Origin of the sequence: Kitasatospora sp. NPDC127060, assembly GCF_042724935.1 — a bacterium.
In the GTDB taxonomy this organism is placed as follows: domain Bacteria; phylum Actinomycetota; class Actinomycetes; order Streptomycetales; family Streptomycetaceae; genus Kitasatospora.
Map to the genome: position 1 here is coordinate 13,144 of NZ_JBHXEG010000050.1, position 18,766 is coordinate 31,909.

Annotated in this window: 19 protein-coding genes and 1 pseudogene; 11 read left to right on the plus strand and 9 right to left on the minus strand. The window is 74.4% G+C overall.

The genetic code is table 11. The features are described 5' to 3' along the window. Positions 1-136: 136 nt before the first annotated feature. On the minus strand, positions 137-814 hold the full coding sequence (locus ACFWIS_RS25125; RefSeq protein ID WP_380460948.1) for a DUF6461 domain-containing protein: 678 nt from the start codon (positions 812-814) through the stop codon (positions 137-139). 757 nt (positions 815-1,571) lie between these two features. On the opposite strand from ACFWIS_RS25125, the pseudogene ACFWIS_RS25130 reads away from it, so the two are divergent. The 4 genes and pseudogenes from ACFWIS_RS25130 to ACFWIS_RS25145 all read left to right on the plus strand — a co-directional run. Beyond that, positions 1,572-2,113, plus strand: a pseudogene (locus tag ACFWIS_RS25130) (amidohydrolase family protein); the annotation flags it as partial. Positions 2,114-2,502: 389 nt separating this feature from the next. Continuing rightward, a complete protein-coding gene (locus tag ACFWIS_RS25135; RefSeq protein WP_380460950.1) occupies positions 2,503-3,873 on the plus strand; it encodes an erythromycin esterase family protein in 1,371 nt (456 codons plus the stop codon). 391 nt (positions 3,874-4,264) lie between these two features. Further along, on the plus strand, positions 4,265-4,798 hold the full coding sequence (locus ACFWIS_RS25140; RefSeq protein ID WP_380460951.1) for a hypothetical protein: 534 nt from the start codon (positions 4,265-4,267) through the stop codon (positions 4,796-4,798). Positions 4,799-4,885: 87 nt separating this feature from the next. Then, positions 4,886-6,088 (plus strand): MFS transporter, encoded by a 1,203-nt coding sequence (locus ACFWIS_RS25145; protein ID WP_380460953.1) that lies wholly within the window; start codon positions 4,886-4,888, stop codon positions 6,086-6,088. A gap of 112 nt (positions 6,089-6,200) precedes the next feature. On the opposite strand, the gene ACFWIS_RS25150 is transcribed toward ACFWIS_RS25145, so the two are convergent. Further along, positions 6,201-7,208 carry an alpha/beta hydrolase gene (locus tag ACFWIS_RS25150; protein WP_380460954.1) on the minus strand — a complete coding sequence of 336 codons (1,008 nt, stop codon included), beginning with the start codon at positions 7,206-7,208 and terminating at the stop codon, positions 6,201-6,203. 43 nt (positions 7,209-7,251) lie between these two features. Between ACFWIS_RS25150 and ACFWIS_RS25155 the strand changes: the two genes are divergently transcribed. Then, positions 7,252-7,734 (plus strand): MarR family winged helix-turn-helix transcriptional regulator, encoded by a 483-nt coding sequence (locus ACFWIS_RS25155; RefSeq protein ID WP_380460956.1) that lies wholly within the window; start codon positions 7,252-7,254, stop codon positions 7,732-7,734. Between the two features lie 186 nt (positions 7,735-7,920). Continuing rightward, entirely contained in the window at positions 7,921-8,364 is a 444-nt protein-coding gene (locus ACFWIS_RS25160; RefSeq protein WP_380460958.1) for a hypothetical protein, read from the plus strand. Positions 8,365-8,408: 44 nt separating this feature from the next. Here the strand turns inward: ACFWIS_RS25160 and ACFWIS_RS25165 are convergent, their stop codons facing one another. Beyond that, complete coding sequence (locus tag ACFWIS_RS25165) at positions 8,409-9,479, minus strand: medium chain dehydrogenase/reductase family protein (protein WP_380460960.1); 1,071 nt, start codon at positions 9,477-9,479, stop codon at positions 8,409-8,411. 109 nt (positions 9,480-9,588) lie between these two features. Here ACFWIS_RS25165 and ACFWIS_RS25170 point away from each other — a divergent pair, with 109 nt between their 5' ends. Then, the gene (locus ACFWIS_RS25170; protein ID WP_380460962.1) at positions 9,589-10,230 is read left to right on the plus strand and encodes a TetR/AcrR family transcriptional regulator; all 642 of its coding nucleotides are present in this window, start codon (positions 9,589-9,591) and stop codon (positions 10,228-10,230) included. 489 nt (positions 10,231-10,719) lie between these two features. Here the strand turns inward: ACFWIS_RS25170 and ACFWIS_RS25175 are convergent, their stop codons facing one another. Both ACFWIS_RS25175 and ACFWIS_RS25180 read right to left on the minus strand, forming a co-directional pair. Further along, positions 10,720-11,511 (minus strand): maleylpyruvate isomerase family mycothiol-dependent enzyme, encoded by a 792-nt coding sequence (locus ACFWIS_RS25175; RefSeq protein WP_380460964.1) that lies wholly within the window; start codon positions 11,509-11,511, stop codon positions 10,720-10,722. After that, a complete protein-coding gene (locus ACFWIS_RS25180) occupies positions 11,504-12,043 on the minus strand; it encodes an SRPBCC family protein (protein ID WP_380460966.1) in 540 nt (179 codons plus the stop codon). The genes ACFWIS_RS25175 and ACFWIS_RS25180 overlap by 8 nt, the downstream gene beginning before the upstream one ends. A gap of 263 nt (positions 12,044-12,306) precedes the next feature. Between ACFWIS_RS25180 and ACFWIS_RS25185 the strand changes: the two genes are divergently transcribed. Beyond that, positions 12,307-13,239, plus strand: a complete 933-nt coding sequence (locus ACFWIS_RS25185; RefSeq protein ID WP_380460968.1) for a LysR family transcriptional regulator — start codon at positions 12,307-12,309, stop codon at positions 13,237-13,239. On the opposite strand, the gene ACFWIS_RS25190 is transcribed toward ACFWIS_RS25185, so the two are convergent. The 3 genes from ACFWIS_RS25190 to ACFWIS_RS25200 form a co-directional block, all read right to left on the minus strand. After that, positions 13,208-13,621 (minus strand): hypothetical protein, encoded by a 414-nt coding sequence (locus tag ACFWIS_RS25190; protein WP_380460970.1) that lies wholly within the window; start codon positions 13,619-13,621, stop codon positions 13,208-13,210. The genes ACFWIS_RS25185 and ACFWIS_RS25190 overlap by 32 nt on opposite strands. Before the next feature lie 96 nt (positions 13,622-13,717). After that, complete coding sequence (locus ACFWIS_RS25195) at positions 13,718-14,488, minus strand: GNAT family N-acetyltransferase (protein WP_380460972.1); 771 nt, start codon at positions 14,486-14,488, stop codon at positions 13,718-13,720. 190 nt (positions 14,489-14,678) lie between these two features. Then, positions 14,679-15,686 carry a helix-turn-helix transcriptional regulator gene (locus ACFWIS_RS25200; protein WP_380460974.1) on the minus strand — a complete coding sequence of 336 codons (1,008 nt, stop codon included), beginning with the start codon at positions 15,684-15,686 and terminating at the stop codon, positions 14,679-14,681. Positions 15,687-15,784: 98 nt separating this feature from the next. Between ACFWIS_RS25200 and ACFWIS_RS25205 the strand changes: the two genes are divergently transcribed. Next, positions 15,785-16,330, plus strand: a complete 546-nt coding sequence (locus ACFWIS_RS25205) for a DinB family protein (protein ID WP_380460976.1) — start codon at positions 15,785-15,787, stop codon at positions 16,328-16,330. A 55-nt stretch (positions 16,331-16,385) separates the two neighbouring features. On the opposite strand, the gene ACFWIS_RS25210 is transcribed toward ACFWIS_RS25205, so the two are convergent. Next, entirely contained in the window at positions 16,386-16,601 is a 216-nt protein-coding gene (locus ACFWIS_RS25210) for a heavy-metal-associated domain-containing protein (RefSeq protein WP_188304488.1), read from the minus strand. A gap of 320 nt (positions 16,602-16,921) precedes the next feature. Between ACFWIS_RS25210 and ACFWIS_RS25215 the strand changes: the two genes are divergently transcribed. Together ACFWIS_RS25215 and ACFWIS_RS25220 are read left to right on the plus strand one after the other, a co-directional pair. Then, positions 16,922-17,617 (plus strand): DUF3152 domain-containing protein, encoded by a 696-nt coding sequence (locus tag ACFWIS_RS25215; protein WP_380460978.1) that lies wholly within the window; start codon positions 16,922-16,924, stop codon positions 17,615-17,617. A gap of 136 nt (positions 17,618-17,753) precedes the next feature. Next, positions 17,754-18,683 carry a glutaminase gene (locus ACFWIS_RS25220; protein ID WP_380460993.1) on the plus strand — a complete coding sequence of 310 codons (930 nt, stop codon included), beginning with the start codon at positions 17,754-17,756 and terminating at the stop codon, positions 18,681-18,683. The last annotated feature ends 83 nt before the right edge of the window (positions 18,684-18,766 follow it).

The following is an 18,766-nucleotide window of genomic DNA, read 5'->3' on the forward strand; positions in this document are numbered from 1 at the left end:
GGGGAAATCGGTCGCCGGAACCTGCCGATCGGCACATGTGCGGGCGGGTGGTGGCGGGTGAGGATGGCGGTCGACAGGGCCCCTCCGGTGGGGCCCGGGAAGGACCTCCGCCATGACCGCCCCTCGCTCTCTCAGCTCAGCTCAGTTCCAGCCCCGGCCTACCGCGCACCACGTACGCCGGCAACCGCACCTCGCCCAGTACCGCCGGGGGCAGGCGCAGCCCGAACCGCCGCCCGACCGCGCCGAGGCTCCGCTGCCGCAGGCCCGCGCAGGGCGAACTCCCAGGCGCGCAAGAGGTGACGCCGTCCGCCTCCAGGACATTGGCGGCGACCAGCTCCGGCACGAGCAGGTCCGGCTGCTGCCCCCAGCGCCAGCGCTCCTGGCCGAGGCCGAAGCCGCACAACACGGCGCCGTCCCGGGCGTAGTCGAGCAGAGCCGGCGGCTGCTCCGGCATCGGGCGGAAGTGGACCACCTCCACGCCCTCACGCGCTATCTCGGTGAGCAGTTCACCGCCGGTGGAGTCCCCGTACTCGATCGCGAAGGACCAGCCGTCCGCCTCGCCGACCCGGATCACGCCGTCGCCGTCATCGCCGGGGCGGTAGACCTCGATGTCCAGGTCCCAGATCTCCCTGCCGCTGATCGGCCCGGTCACCTCGGCCGGGTCGGCCCCCATCCGACGGGCGAGTTCCTCAGGCCGGATCCCCCGGGCGAACACCACCCCGGCCACTTCCCCGCCCGCGTCCGCCAGCCACTGGATGCCCTCACCGTCCCGCCCCTCGGCCTCGCGCGAACCATCATCGATGACGCCGATCATGACGCCCCTCCCCTCGCGCCCGCCCTGCGATGGCCAGGCACCGCCGGTCCGCACCATAACCGAGATCTCCGACATCCAACGCCGAACGCGGGGGCAGACGATCGGCCGGGCAGAGCAACTCCCCTGGGGCACAGCACCATTCACCAACCCCACCCGGCACGACATTCCCACCCCCTCCCCGAGGCAAGCCGGAGCACCACCCCGGCCCCCGATGCCCCCAGCTCACCCACTGCATTCGCCCCGCCCCGGTCACCCCCTCCACCACGACGACGGCGCCCCGCCACCTCACCCTCAGCCCGGACCTGCCACCTCCCGTGCCCTGCCCAAACGACCCCGACACCAGGAGGACAGCCCCCACCCCCAACCAGGCCGACCCACATCCAAGACCCCAGCGCAGGAAGTCGAGCCGGCCGACTTCCTGCGCCACGCCCCAACTCCCGGAAGCACGCCCACCCAGGCCCACCCAGCACGGTCCCCGAACCCCGGAGGCCAACGCCGACACAGGACGTCGAACCCACTGACTTCCCGTCCCCCACCCAAACGCCCCCGCAACACCAGGAGGCGACCCAACCCCGCACCCGCAACCACCACAGGCAGTCCCACACCGGGCGGGCCCAAAACAGGCCCGCGCAGGAAGTCGGACTGGCCGACTTCCTGCGCGCTGGTCAACCGCCCCAACTGCCCTCGGCCTCAACCCCTCCGGCGCAGCACCGTCCTCCGCGCCATGACCGCGTAGACCACAGCGGCCACCGTACAGACCCGGCTGCTGCTGGAGGACGCGGCCTGCGAGCCGGTCGAGCGTGCCGCCCCGCAACCCACCCGCGCCGAGCGCCGCGAGCGCCTGGCGGCCGTCCTGCGCGCCATGGCGGCGAACGGTCTCACCGGCGGCCACGCGATGGACACGGGCGGGGGACAGCCTCGACCTCTACACCGAGCTGGACGAGGCGGGCCGACTGCCGGTGCGGCTGCGGATCGCCCCCTGGTGCCAGCCCTGCGTGGACCCGGACGGACTGCGCACCCTGGTCGAACTCCAGGGCTGGGGCGGGAAGTTGTGGCGGGTGGACGGCGTCAAGCTGTTCACGGACGGCACCATCGACAACGGCACCGCCTGGCTGGAACGCCCGGACTGCCACGGGGAGTCCACCCACTCCTTCTGGCCCGACTCGGCGTCACTACGCCCGGGTGATCGAGGAACTGCACCGGGCCGGGGTGCCGACCGCCACCCACGCGATCGGCGACGCGGCCGTACGCCACGCCGCCCTCGACGCCGTCGCCAAGGCCACCGCGAACGGCCCGTCCAACGGCACCTCCGGCCCGACCCTGGAAGGAACCGACGGCCCCCGGCCCGTCCCAGGACGGAACCGGCGGCACCCGCCCCCGCCGCCCGAACACCCCTCAGCCAGAGTGGCCAGACCGGTGGCAATGCGGGTGCGCCGCCCGTTACCAGCAGTTCGCCCACCCGTCCAGGTGACCCTAGGGGAACCGTCCCGGTGCCCCCAAGGGCCCGGGGCGGGTGGGGTTGCCCCCCGGGAAACCTGGCGGCCCGCCCCAGCGCGCCGCACCCCCTCCTCGGCGGAGGATTCTCTCACCGGCCAGGGCGGCCGGACGAGTTGAACCGATCGACCCGCACGAACCGATCGCCCCCGCGACCGACCCAGGTCGAACCCATGAGCCGAGGAGTAGCCATCATGACCGTGACCCTGAAGCCGATCGCCCGCCGGACCGTGCTGCCCGCCACCACGGGCACCGCAGTCGCCGCCACCGCCGCGCTGCTCACCCCGGGAACGGCCAGGGCCGCATCGGTGACGGGCCCGGCCCCGCAGTCGGCGACCGTCTCCGCGGACCTGGACCGGATCGCCCACCTCCTGCGCTCCACCGAGCCCGACGCCCCGGCCGGCGGCCTACGGGCGCTGGGCGCGATGATCGGCGACGCCCGGGTCGTCGGCCTCGGCGAGGCCACCCATGGTTCGCACGAGTTCTTCACCATGAAGCACCGGGTGTTCCGCTACCTGGTCGAGGAGAAGGGCTTCACCACCTTCGCCCTGGAGGCCAGTTGGTCGGCGGGCCTGCAGATCGACGCCTTCGTGCAGGGTCAGGGCGACGACGACGCCCAGCGGCTGGTCCGCCGGGTCATGGCCGGATCGCCCTGGCAGCGGCGGGAGTTCGCCGACCTGATCGGCTGGATGCGCGCCTACAACGGCAGCGGGCCGCAGCACCCGGTCCACTTCGTGGGCACCGACCTCGGCTTCCCCGGGATCGGCGACCAGCCCTTCGCCGAGGTCACCGCCTACCTGCGGAAGGCCGCCCCGGCCTCCCTGTCGGGCGTCGAGCAGCTGTACGCCGGCCTGCGGCCGTTCGGCGACGTCATCGGCTACCTGACCCGGACCCAGCTGCCCGAGCGGCAGCGCAACGCGGACCTGGCGCAGCAGGCGCTGGAGCTGGTCGCCGCGGCCGGCCGGGACGGCGACGAGGAGTACGACTGGGCCGTCCTGCACGCCCGGAACATCGCCCGCACCTTCGCCTTCTGCACCGTGCGGACCGAGGACGGCTCCTCCGTCACCGCCGCGCAGGTGCTCCGTGACCGGGCGATGGCGGACAACACCCTGTGGTGGCAGCGCCGCCTCGGCGGCAAGGTGCTGCTCTCGGCGCACAACGGGCACGTCGGCTTCGTGTCGTCCGACCCCGCGCTGTACCCCCGGACGGAGGGTTCCCTGCTGCGCGACGCGCTCGGCGCCGACTACGTCAGCATCGGCTTCACCTTCGGCGGCGGCTCCTTCCTCACCGAGGCCGACCCGTTCGCCGACGGCTGGCGGAGCGCCACCGTGCCGCCGGCGACGCTGGGCATGAACGAGTACTTCCTCGACCGGGTCCGCCCCCGCGACTTCTACCTCGACCTGCGCCAAGCCCCGCCCGCGGCCCGCGCCTGGCTGGCGACCGCCCGACCGACCTACGACGCCGGTACCACCTTCCGCCGCGACCCGCTGCCCACCCTCGCCCTCAGCGCCAACTACGACCTGCTGATCCACCTCCACCGGGTCCGCGCGGCCGACAAGCTCTGACCGCCGGCACCGCCAGCACCGCCGGCACCCTCGAGTCACGCCCGCCGGCGCCACCCGGCCCCGCCAACTCCGCCACGACCACGGCGAGTCGACCCAGGACCAGCGCTCCCCCCAGCCCTCGCCCCCGGGCCCACAGCCGAAGACCCGACCGCCCCGTCCGCCCCGGCGGCCCGGCGGCCCGCCCGCCCGCCCGCCCGCCCGCCCGCCCGCCCGCCCGAGGACGGCACGACCCCGAGGAACCAGGGCATGAGCAGGAAGAACAGGTCGGCGACGAGCTCCGGACGGGCCCGAACCGCGCGCACCTCCGGACCGGCACCGGCCCGGATCACTGCGGCCGAGCGGCGCCGCCCGCAGTGCTGGGACATGACCTTCCTGACGGTGCTCGCGCTCGGTGTCGCCGTCGTCGCCCTCGGCGTCCTGGGCGTCCTGGGCGGCAGCGACCTCGTTCGCCTACGCGGCCGGGACGAGCGGCCGGCCGGGCAAGCTGACCGCCGACCGCTGCTGGGGAGACAACCCGGCCAAGCCCCACCTGATCACCTCCTGTGCCGGAGGGTTCCGCTCCGACGACGGCCGAACGGTGACCGAGGACTCGCCGATCGGCGGCAGCCACCGCATCGGCGCCGCCTTACCCGTCGAGTACGGCGACGGCGATAGCGGTAGCAATGGCGACGGCGACGGCGACTACCACGCCACCGGGTTCTCCTACGCGACCGGCGACCTGGCCGGACTGCTCGCCGTACCGCTCCCCGTACTGCCGGTCGGCATGCTCGGCCTGTGGCTGGTCGGTCTCGCGTTCGGCACGCGTTCGGCACGCGTTCGGCACCATCCCGGCCGGGGGCCGACCGTAGTCGACGGTGACCCGTCTCCGCCCGGCTGCTCCAGTGGGCGTGGGCGCCCACCGAGCCGCGGGAGCGCGGGATGCTGATGGCGGCGATCCGGCCCCAGGTCCAACTGGCCCAGCGCGCGCCGGTGAGCCGTGGGCCGGGCCGGAGGGCGCGCCTATCGTGGGCTGGTGACCGATCATCGGACCGTCCCACCACCTGCCGCCCGGACGGACTACCTGCTCGCCGCCTTCGCCTTCGCCGTCTGCATGACCGGGACCACCCTGCCCACTCCGCTGTACGGGCTGTACCAGGAGCGGATCGGCTTCTCCGAGCTGACGGTGACGGTGGTGTTCGCCGTGTACGCCTTCGGGGTCATCGGCGTGCTGCTGCTGGTCGGCAATGTCTCCGACACGGTCGGGCGCCGACCGGTGCTGCTCTGCGGGCTGGTCAGCTCGGCCTGCAGCGCGGTCGTGTTCCTGACGGCGGACAGCGTGCCGCTGCTGTTCCTGGGCCGGCTGCTGTCCGGTCTGTCGGCGGGCGTGTTCACCGGTACCGCCACGGCGTACGTGCTGGAACTGGCGCCGCCACGGCACCGGGGGCGGGCGGGCTTCGTCGCGACCGCGGCCAACATGGGCGGCCTGGGTTTCGGACCGCTGCTGGCGGGCCTGCTCTCCCAGTACGCCCCGCACCCGCTGGTGCTGCCGTTCGTCGTGCACCTGGTGCTGGTCGCCGCGGCCGCCGGTGCCCTTCTGTGGCTGCCGGAGACCGTCGCCGGTGCCCGTCCACTGCGCACCGCCCGGCCGGTCCGGCCCGGTCTGCCGCCGGAGGTCCGGCGGGTGTTCGTGCCGGCCGCGCTCGCGGCCTTCGCCGGGTTCTCGCTGCTGGGCCTGTTCACCTCGGTCAGCCCGGCCTTCCTCGCCGAGGGCCTGGGCGTGCACAACCGGGCGCTGGTCGGCCTGGTCGTCTCCTCGGCCTTCCTGGCCTCCACCCTGGGCCAGCTCCTGGTCCCCCGGCTGGGCACCGCGCGGGCCATTCCGCTGGGTTGCCTGGTGCTGATCGCCGGACTGGCCCTGCTGGCCGGCTCGCTGGCCTGGGCCGTCCTGGCCTTCCTGGTGCTCGCCGCGCTGGTGGGCGGCACGGGGCAGGGCATGGGCCTGCGCGGCGCGGTGGGCGAGGTCGCCGCCGCGAGCCCGGCGGAGCACCGCGGCGGCGCCCTGTCGGCGCTGTTCGTGGTCGCCTACTTCGGCATCTCGATCCCGGTGATCGGCGTCGGCCTGCTCACCGGGCCGATCGGCCTGGCCAACGCGGGTCTGGTGTTCGCCGCCTGCATGGCCCTGCTGGCCGCCGCCTCCGGCGCCTACCTGCTCCGCCAGGCGGGCGCCGGGGCCTGATCACGGGCCGACCCCTCAGGGCCGACCGGTGCACGGCCACCCGACCAGTGGATGGCTAGGCGACCGGTGGATGGCCACCCGACCGGTGCACAGCCGTCCGTCCGGTGCGCGGCTACGCGGTCGGTGTCCGCCCGGCGCGGATCCGCTGGCGCAGGAAGAGGGCGGCGCGGTCGAGCGCCTCGTCCGCCTCGTCCAGGACGCCGGTGAAGCACTGGAACACGTGCGGCGCATCGGCGGTGATGTCCAGGACGACGTCCACGCCCGCCGCGCTCGCCCGCGCGGCCAGCCGGGTGGAGTCGTCCAGCAGCAGTTCGTTGGTGCCGACCTGGATCAGCATCGGGGGCAGGCCGGTGAGGTCGGCGTGCACGGCCGGGCTGAGCAGCGGCTGCCGAGGATCGGCTCCGCCGAGGTACATCGCCCCGGTGTGGTCCAGGGCGGCCCGGGTGAAGATCGGGTCGATGCCCTCCTTGGTCCGCATGCTCGCGCCGCTCCGGGTGGCGTCGAGGCCCGGGGAGAAGGCGAGTACGGCGGCGGGCTGCGGCAGGCCCGCGTCCCGGGCGGCGAGGCAGGTGGTGACGGCGAGTCCGCCGCCGGCCGAGTCCCCGGCGAAGACGATTTCCGAGGGATCCTCGCCCTGGTCGAGGAGGGCGCGGTAGGCGCTCAGGCAGTCCTCGATCGCGGCCGGGAAGGGGTGTTCGGGGGCGAGCCGGTAGTCCAGCGAGTACGCCCCGAGACCGGTCCTGGCCACCAGGTTGCCGGTCAGCGAGAGGGCGGTCTCCGGCGAGCCGAAGACCCAGCCGCCGCCGTGGAAGTAGAGGATCGTCCCCGCCCCCGGACCCCCGTCCGAACCGCGCTCCGCCACGTTATCCGCCCCGCCCCTCGGCTCGACGCGCAGCGCGGGCCGGTCACCGAGGACGGTCGGCGCGGTGCGGATGGAGTCGTGGGGCACGATCATCCCGGCCATCAGCTGCCGGAACCCGGCCCGAATCTCCTCCACCGACGGCGGCCCCGCTGCCCCCGACTTCGCCTCAGCCCCCGACTGCCCCTCAGGCCCCGACTGCCCGGCCGCCCTCGGCTGCCGCAGCATCGCATCGATCCGGCTGCGCTGCTCCCTGCTCATGGGCACACTCCTGCCTCAAGTAGCTTCCCGTACACTATATGCCATGGAAGATACATTGCACGGAGCCGTCTCCGCAGCCGACCTCCCGGAGTTCTTCGCCGACCTGGTCCGGTGCGAGACGCGCCTGTACAACGCCCTCAACGACCGGCTCCGCGAGCGGCACGGGATCGTCACCTCGCAGTACGAGTTCCTGGACCACCTGCGCCGACACCCCGGCTGCCGGGTGGCCGACGTCGCCGCCGTGTTCGCCATCGGTGTCGGAGCGACCAGCAAGGGCGTCGACCGCCTGGAGAAGCAGGGCTGGGCCGCCCGCCGGCCGAACCCCGCGGACCGCCGGTCCTCGCTGCTGGTCCTGACCGACGACGGGGCGCGGCTCGTCGAGGCGGCGGAGCGGACCTTCAGGGAGGGCCTGGCCGAGCTGCTCGCGGGCGCCCTCGACGCCCCCACCCTGTCGGCGACCGCACGGACCCTGGCCGCCCTGCGCTCCACGCTCGAACGCGACCAGGTCGGCACCCCCACCGGCTGAACCCCCGGCCGCCCGGGAAGGACGAGAGCGGGCAGACCCTGCCGGACGGGCCCTGAAACGAAGTGAAGACCCCGTCCGGCACCGTGCGAACAGTGCCGACCGCGGCCGCGCCGGCTCCCCTACCCTGGGGGCGAGGCACCCGGACGCCGGGCGCCGGCCGACGCGTACAGCCACCGGGGGGACCGCGTGATCCGCGTACAGCAGCACACCTTCACCTTGATCCCGTGGCCGTGGCGCGTCATGCCCTGGGCCCAGGTGCCCGAGGGGCTGGAGTTCACCCTCTACGACGTCGTCGACCCGACCGCACCACCCCTGCGCGGCGTCGCGGTGCCCGGGACCCCGGCGGAGGCCGCCCGCTGGAAGACCGGCCACGACGCCTACCTGAGCCTGCTGCGGGAGGCCGAGGAGGAGGTGCGCCACGCCCACGGGGTGCGCTGCCGGCCCGGTTTCATGGTCGACATGCGCTCGGTGCGGCTGCGCCGCTACGACCTGATGCCCCACCGCAAGGCCCGCTCCCGGCGGCTGTTCGCCGAGTGCCTGACCAGGATGCGCCCGTACGAGGAGACCTACCGGCCGATCCTCCAGGACATCGAGGCCCGCATCGCGGAGGCCTCCGCCGGCGCGGCCTGACCGGGGAGCTCCAATCCTGTTGCGGGAGTGGATAGTTCAGGACTTCATGAGTTTCGGGAGGAGTTCGAAGACCGTCGCTGGCCGACGATGACGACCTTGCCCGCGACGGTGCGCGACTCGGCCATGGCGAGCGCGGCTGCGGCCTCGTCCAACGGGAACTCCGCGGCGATCTGGGCGGTGAGCGTGCCGTCGGCCAGCAGGGCCAGCACCCGGGTGAGGTCCTCGCGCAGCCGGGCGCGGAAGGCGGCCGGGCGGCGGCTGCCCGCCCAGAAGTTGTAGAAGTGCGCGGACCGGCCGTTGGGGAGGTGGTTCCAGAGCGCCAGCCGGGCGAACAGCTTCAGCACCGGGAGCCGCGAGTCGCCCTCCTCGTCCTTGGTGGCGGCGGTGCCGTAGGACACCAGGACGCCGCCGCGGCGCAGCAGCCGCCACGATTCCTCCAGTCCGGCGCCGCCGACGTGGTCGAACACCGCGTCGACGCCGTCCGGTGCGAGCTCCCGGATGCGCCGGTAGGCGTCCGGGTCGCGGTAGTCGACCGGGGTCGCGCCCAGCCGGCGGACGGTGTCGTGATGCCGGGCGGACGCCGTGCCGATCACCGTGATCCCGGCGTGCCGGGCCAGTTGCACCAGCGTCGACCCGACGCCGCCGTTGGCGCCGAGCACCACGATCGTGGCGCCCGACGACACCTTCGCGGTGCGGTGCAGCATCTGCCAGGCCGTCACCCCGTTGACCACGACGGTCTCCGCGTCGGCGGCCGTGACACCGTCCGGCACCGCCACCAGGTCGGCGGCGTCGAGCAGTTGGAGGCTGGCCCAGGCGCCGGTCTTGGTGACGGCGGCGAACCGCCGCCCGACCAGCGCGGGGTCGACCTCCGGGCCGGTCGCGACGACCGTGCCGACCACGTCGTAGCCGGGCACGAAGGGGAAGGGCGGCTGGTCGTAGTACTTGCCGCGGCGCATCTGCTGCTCGGCGAAGGAGACGCCGGTCGCGTCCATCCGCAGCAGGACCCGGCCCGCGGTGGGCAGCGGGAGGTCACGGCTGCGCACCTGGAGGCCGTCCGGGTCGACGGTGCCCGGCAGGACGACCTCGGTGGCACGGGTGGAGAGGGTGTCGTTCATGGCGTCGCTCCGTATCGGCCGATGTGTGACTACAGGCGTAAAGTTACACCTGTAATCTCAGGGCATACAAGAGCTGTCGGCCGTAAGTTCTCACCTGTAAGCTCACGCCATGGACAACGAACCGAGCGCACCCCCCAGCCGCCCGCGCAACCGCCGTGGGGAGGGTGCCCGCCTGCGGGACGACATCGTGGCCGCCGCGGTCGAACTGCTCGACGAGGCCGGCACCGAGACCGCCGTCACCCTGCGGTCGGTCGCCCGCCGGGTCGGGATCGCCGCACCCTCGATCTACCGGCACTTCCCCGACCAGCCGACCATCATGCTGGCCGTGGTGCGGCAGGCCTTCGACCAGCTGGAGGCGCAGCTGCGCACCGCCCGGGACGCGGCCGGCGAGGACCCCCGGCAGCGGCTGCTCGCCCTCTGCCACGCCTACCTGCGGTTCTCCGAGGACCACCCGGAGCGCTACCGCACCATGTTCGGCGGCGTCTGGGTGCCCGCCCTCCAGGACACCGCCGTGACGGCGGACGAGATGCGCACCCTCGGCCAGGAGTCCCTGCAACTGCTCACCGAGGCCCTGGCCGGGTGCGTCGCCGCCGGCCTGGCCACCAGCGACGATCCCTCCGCGGACACCGTCGCGCTGTGGCTGGGGCTGCACGGGCTGGCGCACCAGCGGGCGGTGACGGTCGCCTTTCCGTGGCCGCCGGACATCGCCGAGCGGCTGATCACCGCGCTGGCGCACCTCAAGGCCGAGTAGCCCGGCCGCCGCCGTCCTCGGGGCGATCTCGCGCAGCCGTCCGAGGCCGCACTCCCCCGGTCGTGCGGGTGGACGTCGAGCTGGAGGCCGTGCTCGGCGGCGAGCCCGAACAGCAGCTCCAGCCGGGCGGGACCCCCGCCGTCCGGGCCGCCGTCGAATCCGGCCGGGTCGATCCCGCGGACCGCGTCGACCAGCCCGCTCGCCGCCGCCTCCGCGAGCAACTCGCCCACGCCGGGCGTGCGCCGCACCCCGTGCTGGGGGAAGGCGACCAGCTGGACGTCCAGCGCGCCGGCCGGCCGTTCCCGGGCCTCGGCGAGCCCGGTGCCCCCGGCCGGTCCGAAGGCGGGGGCTACGTCCACGTGGGCCGGCCCGCGCGGGTGCCCCGGGTCACCCGCGGGGGCCAGCAGCCGGTGGGCCCGTTCGGCGAGCGGGGCGCGGTGCCGCCGGTGGAGGTCCAGCGGACGCCGGCTTCCCGAGCCCGAGCCCCCCTCAGCCCCAGCCCGGCACCGGCGGCAACGGCCAGGTGGGCAGGGCAGGCAGTGCGTCGAGCCCCGACACCGCCCCATCCACCCGCAGCCCCGGCACCGCCACCCCGTCCACCCGTAGGTCGGCCGCCGAGCCGCGCCCGGCCAGCCAGGTGAGCAGCACCCGCCCGGGGCCGCGCACCACCGGTCCCGAGCCGCTGACCGTCCACCCCGAGCCGAGATCCTCGGCCTCGACCCGGGCCAGCGGAATCCCCCGGGCGCCCAGCGTCGCCGCCGTCTCGGCCAGCGCCCGCCGGACGAACCCGTCCGGCCAACCGGACGGCGTAAGGCCGTGGTTCAGGTCCACCCCGTGCACCTCCAGCTCCCGCCAGGCCCGCCACAGCAGGTACCAGGCCGGGTGCCGCCAGCCCGCCAGCGCCGGGACCAGCACCGCCCGGCGGGCGGCGGGCAGTTCGGCGGCGTCCCGCAGTAGCCCGTCCAGGGCGGCCCGCAGGTCGGCCACCAGCGCCTCGGCGCCGCGCCCCGCGCCCTCGCCCAACTGCCGTGCCAGCTCGGCGGCGTCGGCCCGCGGCCCGGGCGCGGTGCCGGTACGGGCCAGGGCGAACGTCCACCGGTAGGCGTCGGCGCTGCGGGCGAGGTGGGTCAGCACATGGCCCCGGCTCCAACCGGGCAGCAGCGAGGGCTCCCGGGCCTGGCGGTCGGTGAGCTGCTCCAGGCTCGTGCGGAGGCGTTCCGCCGAGGCCCGGACGGCCCCGTACAACCCGTCGAAGTCCGGCTGCCGATCGGCCTCAATCACGCTGACTTCCGGCCTCGGCAAGGGCCTTGACGCCCTCCAGGGTCGCCGTGATCCCGGTCCGCAGCTCGCCCAGCCGGAAGGCGACGATCTTCTCCTCAGCCTCCGGCCGGGCGTCGATCGCCCGGGTGACACCGCTGCGGCCCGGGCCGATCACCACCGAGTGGCGCACCCGCGTGCCGCCGTCCTCGGCGGCCAGGTCGAAGCGCCAGCGGGCCAGCGCGCCGGCCGGCTCCGCCACCGGGTCGCCGTACCGGCCGTCCGCGTCCATGACGGCCCAGGCGAAGGCGCGGTGCTCGGCCAGCTCCAGCACCTCGGAGACCGTCCGCCAGTCCGGCATGCCCGCCCGGCTGTTGTACCCCTCGAAGCGTGCGCCCGGGGCGGGGCCGTCCGCGCCGTCCAGCCACTGGGCCCGCTGCAGCTCCGGGCTGAACCGGGCGGACAGTCCGATGTCCGTGACCAGCGCCCAGACCCGTTCCAGGCCGGCCCGGACGAACACCTCGCACTGGGTGCCCGGACCATCCGCGTACCGCATTCCGCTCCCCCTCGACTGCCTGACCGTCTCGACACTCGACCAGCGACCTCATGGGTCGACACCCGCCGTGCCCCCGCCTCTACGCGTCCGGAACGCCGCGAAGGCAGCGGGCGGGTTGCCGCCCTCTCGCGGGCCCTGGCAACGATGGTCGATCCTGGCGAACCCCCAAGTCAATCCGTGGATTTCCTGGGAAACCCCCAAGCTGCCGCTTGGGTGGGCGGACCCGCGGCCACCGGCTCGACCCGGCAGTACCCTGGGCGCTCGTGACCCTCGACGACCTCCGCGTTTTCGCCGCCGTCTGCCGGGCCGGCTCGCTCAGCGCCGTCGCCCGCGAGCTGGCGTGCAGCCAGTCCGCCGTCAGCCAGCACGTCAAGCGGCTGGAGCGTGAGCTGGGCCTGACCCTGATCGAGCGGCATCCGCGTGGCGTGGTGCCCACCCAGGCGGGACGCCATCTGCAGACCGCCGTCGCCACCGGCCTGGGCGGCATCGACCACGCGCTGCGGACCATCGCCGAACTCGCGCGCGGCGAGGGCGGATCGGTGCGGATCACCACCGGAGCCACCAGCATCCGGCACTTCATGTCCGCGGCCGTGGTGGCCTTCCGCGAGCGGTTCCCGCAGGTCAGCCTGGAGTTCCAGACCGGCATCTCCAGCCGCAACTGCCTGGAGGCGCTCACCGCCGGGCACGTCGACCTGGCCTGGATCACCCTCGGTACCCCGGTCCGCGGCGTCGAGCAGCGGCCCGTCGCCGACCTTCCCTGGGTGCTGGCCGTGGCGGCCGCCGACCCGCTCGCCGCCCGGGAGCGCATCGAACCCGCCGACCTGCAGGACGCCCGGCTCATCGGACTGCCGCAGAACTCGGTGTCCCGCTCCCAACTCGACGACTGGCTCGGCAAGTCGGGGATCCGGCCGGTCTTCGACACCAGCGTCACCGATTGGGACACCGCGATCCTGCTGGCCGAACTCGGCCTCGGCCACGCCGTGGTGCCCGCGCTACCCGAGTGGCAGGGCCCCGGCCACCCCGGCCTGCGGCTGGTCCCGCTGCCCGACCTGCCGGGCCTCACCGTCGGCTGGGCCGCCCGGGACTGGGACACCCTGGGGCCGCTGGCCCGCGCCTTCGCGGAGACCGTCGCCAGCCACTGGGGGCGCCCGGCCCCGCCGCCGGTCAACCCTGGAGCCCCTCCTCGAATTCCCTGACCGACCGCAGCCCGCCACCGCCCAGCAGCCGGGCCACCGGCAGGCCCTCGTCCCGGGACGTCACGGCCGACAGCCGCGCGAAGTCCTCGGGCAGCACGTCCAGCAGGCTCAGCAGCTGCTCGCCGGTCCGCAGCTCCAGGACCAGGTCGCAACGCAACCGGCTTGGCAGTTCCGGGCGGTGGGCCAGGGCGTGCCACCGTGCCGCCCGCAGGTAGTGCCGCCCGTCGGGTGCCGCGTGCGTCCTCAGCCAGGCCGGGTCCGGGCGCTGGGAGAGACCGAAGTCGGCGGCCCGCTCCGCCAGCCGCAGCAGCGCCGGGGTGTCGACGGCCATCAGGTCACCGGGCAGCGCCCGCTCCGCGTCCATGCCCACATCCTGGCTCATCCGCACGTTCTCGCACGACCTCGCACGTCCGGGCGCGTCCGGGCGCGTCCGCGCGTGTCCGGGCACGTCCGGGCACGTCCCGGCACGTCCCGGCCGTCAGTGCGTCTGGAAGGACAGGCTGCGGCCGATCTCGACGAAGCCCCGGCGCGCGTACCACTCGCGCGGCCAGTCGGCCGCGTCCGCCAGCAGGAACAGCCGCGGGATCCCGGCCGCCGCCGCCAGGGCCAGGCCGCTGGCGAGCAGGGTGTCGCCGTGGCCGGCCCCACGGTGCGGTGTCGCGGTGACCAGATCCTCCAACTGGGCCAGTCCCGCGGCCGGTTCGAGGTAGAGGTCGACCCAGGCGGCGATCTCGCCGTCCGCCGCCCGGGCGGCCAGGAAGTGCACCTGCTCGGCGCCGCGCAGCCTGGCCGGCCGACGGTCGGTGAGCTGTCGGCGCAGCTCCTCGTCCTCGTACCACTCCCTCTGCTGGCGCCGGACGGCCTCCCGCAGTTCGGAGAACTCCGTCGGCAGGGCAGCCGGTTCGGGCAGCGTGCAGCCCGCCGTGCCCCTGGCCAGGACCACGACGGCGCTGCGCTCGTAACCGGCCTCGGCCAGCACCGGCGCGGCCCGCTCGCCCCACGCCTCGTCCAGCACGCTGATCACGTACTGCCGGCGCGGCCCGAGCCAGCGCGCCGCCAGCCCCGGCAGGGCTGCCGGGTCGGTGCCCGGACCGGTGACGACCAGCTGGTTGTGCTCGTGGGAGAGCACGAACTCCGGGTCCCGCACGGCGAAGACCCCGGGGAACTCCGGCAGTTCGATGACCTCGGCCGCCTGGCGGCGGGCGAAGGCGACGTGGAAGGCGGCTACCCGCTCAAGCAGATCCGACATCCTGCCATGATCGCCCCGCCCGCCGCCCGGGCCAACCGGATATCGGCCGCCGGTCAGCGCGCCCGGGTGCGGTCAGCGCGCCCGACTGGGCGGCACTCGTCGATGAGCTGCCGGAAGTCGTCCTCGGTCAGGCCCGCGGGCACGAGCCACCGCGGCGCCGCCCGCACCGGACGTCGGCCCGGCCGACTTCCTACTCCATCCCCACCCTCTCCACCCCCACCCCCGCTGCCCCCACCCCCGCGTCCGCCGCCCGCCCGAAGCGGGCCGACCACTCCGCGATCAGCTCCCGCAGCTCCGGCGGGTGGACGACGTGGAACTCCGCTCCCAGGGAGCCCAGGGCCATCGCGGGCCAGTCCAGGGAGTCGGCGGTCATCCGCAGCCGGCAGCGGGCGTCGTCCACCGCCTCGACGTCGCCCCAGCGGCCGACGTGGGCGCGGACGCGGCCGGCGGGGGCCTCGACGACGGCCTCGACGCGGTTGGGCCGGGGCATGCCGCTGAGGCCCGCGCGGACGAACTCGGCGGCGTCGGTGGCCGGGAGGGTGCGCGGGGCGAAGTGGGCGCCGGTGGCCTGGGCGGCGGTGAGGCGGTCGAGGCGGAAGGTCCGCCAGTCGCCGCGGTCGAGGTCGTAGGCGACGAGGTACCAGCGCCGGTCGAGGCAGACCAGCCGGTGCGGTTCGACGTGCCGTTCGGTGCGTTGCGCGGAGGCGGCGGTGTACGAGAAGCGCAGCCGTTCGCCGTCGCGGCAGGCGAGGGCGGCGGCCGTGAGGGCGTCGGGGTCGACGCCGGTGCCGCCGGTGGTGCCCCAGTCGACGGGGACGGTGACGGCGCGCAGCGCCTCGACCCGGCGGCGCAGCCGGGCGGGCATCACCTGGACGACCTTGGCCAGGACCCGTACGGAGGCCTCGGCGACGCCCTCGACCGGGCTGTCGGCGGCGGCCTGGAGCCCGACGGCGAGGGCGACCGCCTCCTCGTCGTCGATGACCAGCGGGGGCAGGGCCGCGCCGGCGGCCAGTTGGTAGCCCCCGTCGACGCCGCGCTGGGCTTCGACGGGGTAGCCGAGTTCACGCAGCCGGTCGATGTCGCGGCGCAGGGTGCGGACGGAGACGTCGAGCCGGTCGGCGAGTTCCTCGCCGGGCCAGTAGCGGTGGGTCTGGAGGAGCGAGAGCAGTCGCAGGGTCCGGGTGCTGGTGTTCGCCATGCCCCGATTGTGGCCGGATTCAGGACAGGAAGTGGCCGCAATGGTCCGTAGCGTGGTGGTTGTCCGAAGGAGCAGGAACCGAACGGAAGGCCGGCACCATGACCACGACCACCGCCACGTCCACCACCACCCCCGTCACCGGCGAGCGCGCCGACCTCCTGGTCGCACTGGAGAAGCAGCGGCACTTCCTGCGCTTCACCACCCGTGACCTCACCGACGAGCAGGCCGGCCTGCGGACCTGCGCGAGCGAGCTGTGCCTGGGCGGCCTGGTCAAGCACGTGACCTCGATGGAGCGGATGTGGGCGAACTTCATCGTGGAGGGCCCGTCCGCGATGCCGGACTTCACCGCCTGGACGGAGGAGGACCTGGCCCGCCGGGCCGACGAGTTCCGCCTGCTGCCGGGCGAGACGCTGGCCGGGGTGCTCGCCGCGTACGCCGAAGCCGCCCGCCGCACCGACGAGTTGGTGACCACCCTGGCGGACCTGGACGCGACCCAGCCGCTGCCGAAGGCGCCCTGGTTCGAGGCGGACACCGAGTGGTCGGCCCGCCGGGTGCTGCTGCACATCGTGGCCGAGACCGCCCAGCACGCGGGCCACGCCGACATCATCCGCGAGTCCCTGGACGGCGCGAAGAGCATGGGCTGAGAAGAGCATGGGCCGGCCCGCCGCACCTCGGCGGCGGGCCGCGACCGGTCCGGGCTCAGATCTCGTCGACGAGGGTGAAGCCGGCCCCGTCCACCGCGCTGCGGACCGCCGCCGTCTCCAGCGGCTGGGCGGAGGCCACGGTGACCCGGCCACTCGGCGCGTGCGCGACGACCTCGGTGACCCCGGGGATCGCGGCGAGGCCCGCGCTGACGGTCTTCTCGCAGTGGCCGCAGCTCATGCCGTCGACGGTGAGGACGGTGGTGATGGACATGACGGCGCCTCCAGGCGGGTCGGGTGAGGGATCAACCTCAACGGGATGAGGGACCAACGGGGTGACGGATCGGTCGGGTGACGTACCCGTCGGGTGACCGATCAGGGGGCTGTCAGCGGAGCACAGCTGATCGACCCGCACTACGACAGCCGAATCCGGCCGCGAACCCCAGGGACACGCCGCACGGGTGGCACCATCGAGTGGTTCCGGGAACCGGGCGCCCTCCGCAACCGACGGAGCCCCCTGAACCGTCATCACTGACGTCCCCGTTCCTCCCGTTGTACGCCCATTCGGCCCTGCCCAGGAGTTGTCCCACCACCATGGCCGTCGGTCCCGCCACCCCATCCCGTCGAATACGGAACGCCGCGCTCGCCCTGGCCCTGGTCGCGGCGGTGACCGCCGGCCTGCTGTGGTGGCAGCCCTGGCACCGCGAGCCCGCGCCGCTGGCCTTCACCACCGCGCCGGGCGGCTCCGCCCGGTTCGGCAGCGGGGAGCACCTGTACCGCTACAAGGTGCGGGTGGAGGACGGGATCGCGGAGAGCCCGGCGCAGTTCGCCGCCGAGGTGGACGCGGTCCTCGGCGACACCCGGCGCGGCTGGGCGGCCGGGGACACCGCGTCGTTCCAGCGGATGCCCGCCGACCCGGTGGACTTCACGATCTACCTGGCGACCCCGAAGTCCACCGACCGGATCTGCGGCCAGTACGGGCTGGACACCGGCAGCTGGGTGAACTGCGGCGTCCAGCACCAGGTGGTGATCAACCTGAAGCGCTGGACCGAGCTGTCCGAGTTCTACCAGGGGCAGCCGGAGCTGTACCACGCGCTCGCGATCAACCACGAGGTCGGCCACATCCTCGGCAACGGCCACGTGGACTGCCCCGGCCCCGGGGCGCCGGCGCCGGTGATGATGCAGCAGATCAAGGGCCTGCACGGCTGCGTCCCCAACGGCTGGCCGTACTCCGAGACCGGCACCCTGCTGACCGGCCCGCCGGTCCAGGCCCCGAGCAACGCGCCCTGACGGCCCAGACGGCCCTGACCACCGCACCACTCCCCCGAGCACGGATAATCACTGGTCGGACCGGGTGCCGCCGCACGGCCCCCCGGTCCGGATCGTGTCCTACCGTCCGTGCCTGGAGTGAAGAACCTTGTTCGATGTGGAGAACCTCGACTTCCCGGCCCTGCTGGAGGCCGCCGAGGCGGCCGCCCGGGCGACCACGGGCCGGGGCCATGTCGCCGACTACATCCCGGCCCTCGCCGAGGCCGACCCGGAGGCCTTCGGGATGGCCGTGGCCACCGTCGACGGCGAACTGCACGGCGTCGGGGACTGGGAGCGGCCGTTCTCCATCCAGAGCGTCTCCAAGCTGTTCTCGCTCGCCCTCGCCCTCGCCTACAGCAGTGACGGCGGCGAGGACCTCTGGCGGGGCGTGGGCCGGGAGCCCTCCGGCAACCCGTTCAACTCGCTGGTGCAGCTGGAGACCGAGCACGGCATCCCGCGCAACCCGTTCATCAACGCGGGCGCCCTGGTGGTCACCGACCGCCTGCAGTCCCTGACCGGCGACGCCTCCGGCGCCGTACGGCAGTTCCTGCGCCGCGAGTCCGGCAACCCGCTGCTCGACACCGACCCGGTGGTCGCCGCCTCCGAGGCCGAGCACGGCCACCGCAACGCCGCCCTCGCCCACTTCATCGCCAGCCACGGAAACCTGCAGAACCCGGTCGACACCGTGCTGGAGCACTACTACGCCCACTGCGCCATCGCCGCCAGCTGCCGCGACCTCGTGCTGGCCGGTGCCTTCCTCGCCCGCTACGGCGTGCGCACCGACGGCACCCGGCTGATGACCCGCAGCGAGGCCAAGCGCATCAACGCCGTGCTGCTCACCTGCGGCACCTACGACGCCGCCGGCGAGTTCGCGTTCCGCGTCGGGCTGCCCGGCAAGAGCGGGGTCGGCGGCGGCATCCTCGCGATACTCCCCGGCCGCGCCGCCGTCTGCGCCTGGGGCCCCCGCCTCGACCAGGCCGGCAACTCCGTCGCCGCCGTCACCGCCCTGGACACCCTCACCACCCTCTCGGGCTGCTCGGTGTTCTGACGACGAACGACCAACGGCGAACGGCGAACGGCGAACGACGGCCGGGCCCGGCCGCGGCGCCCACACCGCGACCGGGCCCGCTC

Coding starts and splice junctions, on each gene's coding strand:
- ACFWIS_RS25125 (WP_380460948.1), bottom strand. CDS start 814: ATGATCGGCGTCATCGATGATGGTTCGCGCGAGGCCGAGGGGCGGGAC.
- ACFWIS_RS25135 (WP_380460950.1), top strand. CDS start 2,503: ATGACCGTGACCCTGAAGCCGATCGCCCGCCGGACCGTGCTGCCCGCC.
- ACFWIS_RS25150 (WP_380460954.1), bottom strand. CDS start 7,208: ATGAGCAGGGAGCAGCGCAGCCGGATCGATGCGATGCTGCGGCAGCCG.
- ACFWIS_RS25155 (WP_380460956.1), top strand. CDS start 7,252: ATGGAAGATACATTGCACGGAGCCGTCTCCGCAGCCGACCTCCCGGAG.
- ACFWIS_RS25165 (WP_380460960.1), bottom strand. CDS start 9,479: ATGAACGACACCCTCTCCACCCGTGCCACCGAGGTCGTCCTGCCGGGC.
- ACFWIS_RS25170 (WP_380460962.1), top strand. CDS start 9,589: ATGGACAACGAACCGAGCGCACCCCCCAGCCGCCCGCGCAACCGCCGT.
- ACFWIS_RS25180 (WP_380460966.1), bottom strand. CDS start 12,043: ATGCGGTACGCGGATGGTCCGGGCACCCAGTGCGAGGTGTTCGTCCGG.
- ACFWIS_RS25190 (WP_380460970.1), bottom strand. CDS start 13,621: ATGAGCCAGGATGTGGGCATGGACGCGGAGCGGGCGCTGCCCGGTGAC.
- ACFWIS_RS25195 (WP_380460972.1), bottom strand. CDS start 14,488: ATGTCGGATCTGCTTGAGCGGGTAGCCGCCTTCCACGTCGCCTTCGCC.
- ACFWIS_RS25200 (WP_380460974.1), bottom strand. CDS start 15,686: ATGGCGAACACCAGCACCCGGACCCTGCGACTGCTCTCGCTCCTCCAG.
- ACFWIS_RS25205 (WP_380460976.1), top strand. CDS start 15,785: ATGACCACGACCACCGCCACGTCCACCACCACCCCCGTCACCGGCGAG.
- ACFWIS_RS25210 (WP_188304488.1), bottom strand. CDS start 16,601: ATGTCCATCACCACCGTCCTCACCGTCGACGGCATGAGCTGCGGCCAC.
- ACFWIS_RS25215 (WP_380460978.1), top strand. CDS start 16,922: ATGGCCGTCGGTCCCGCCACCCCATCCCGTCGAATACGGAACGCCGCG.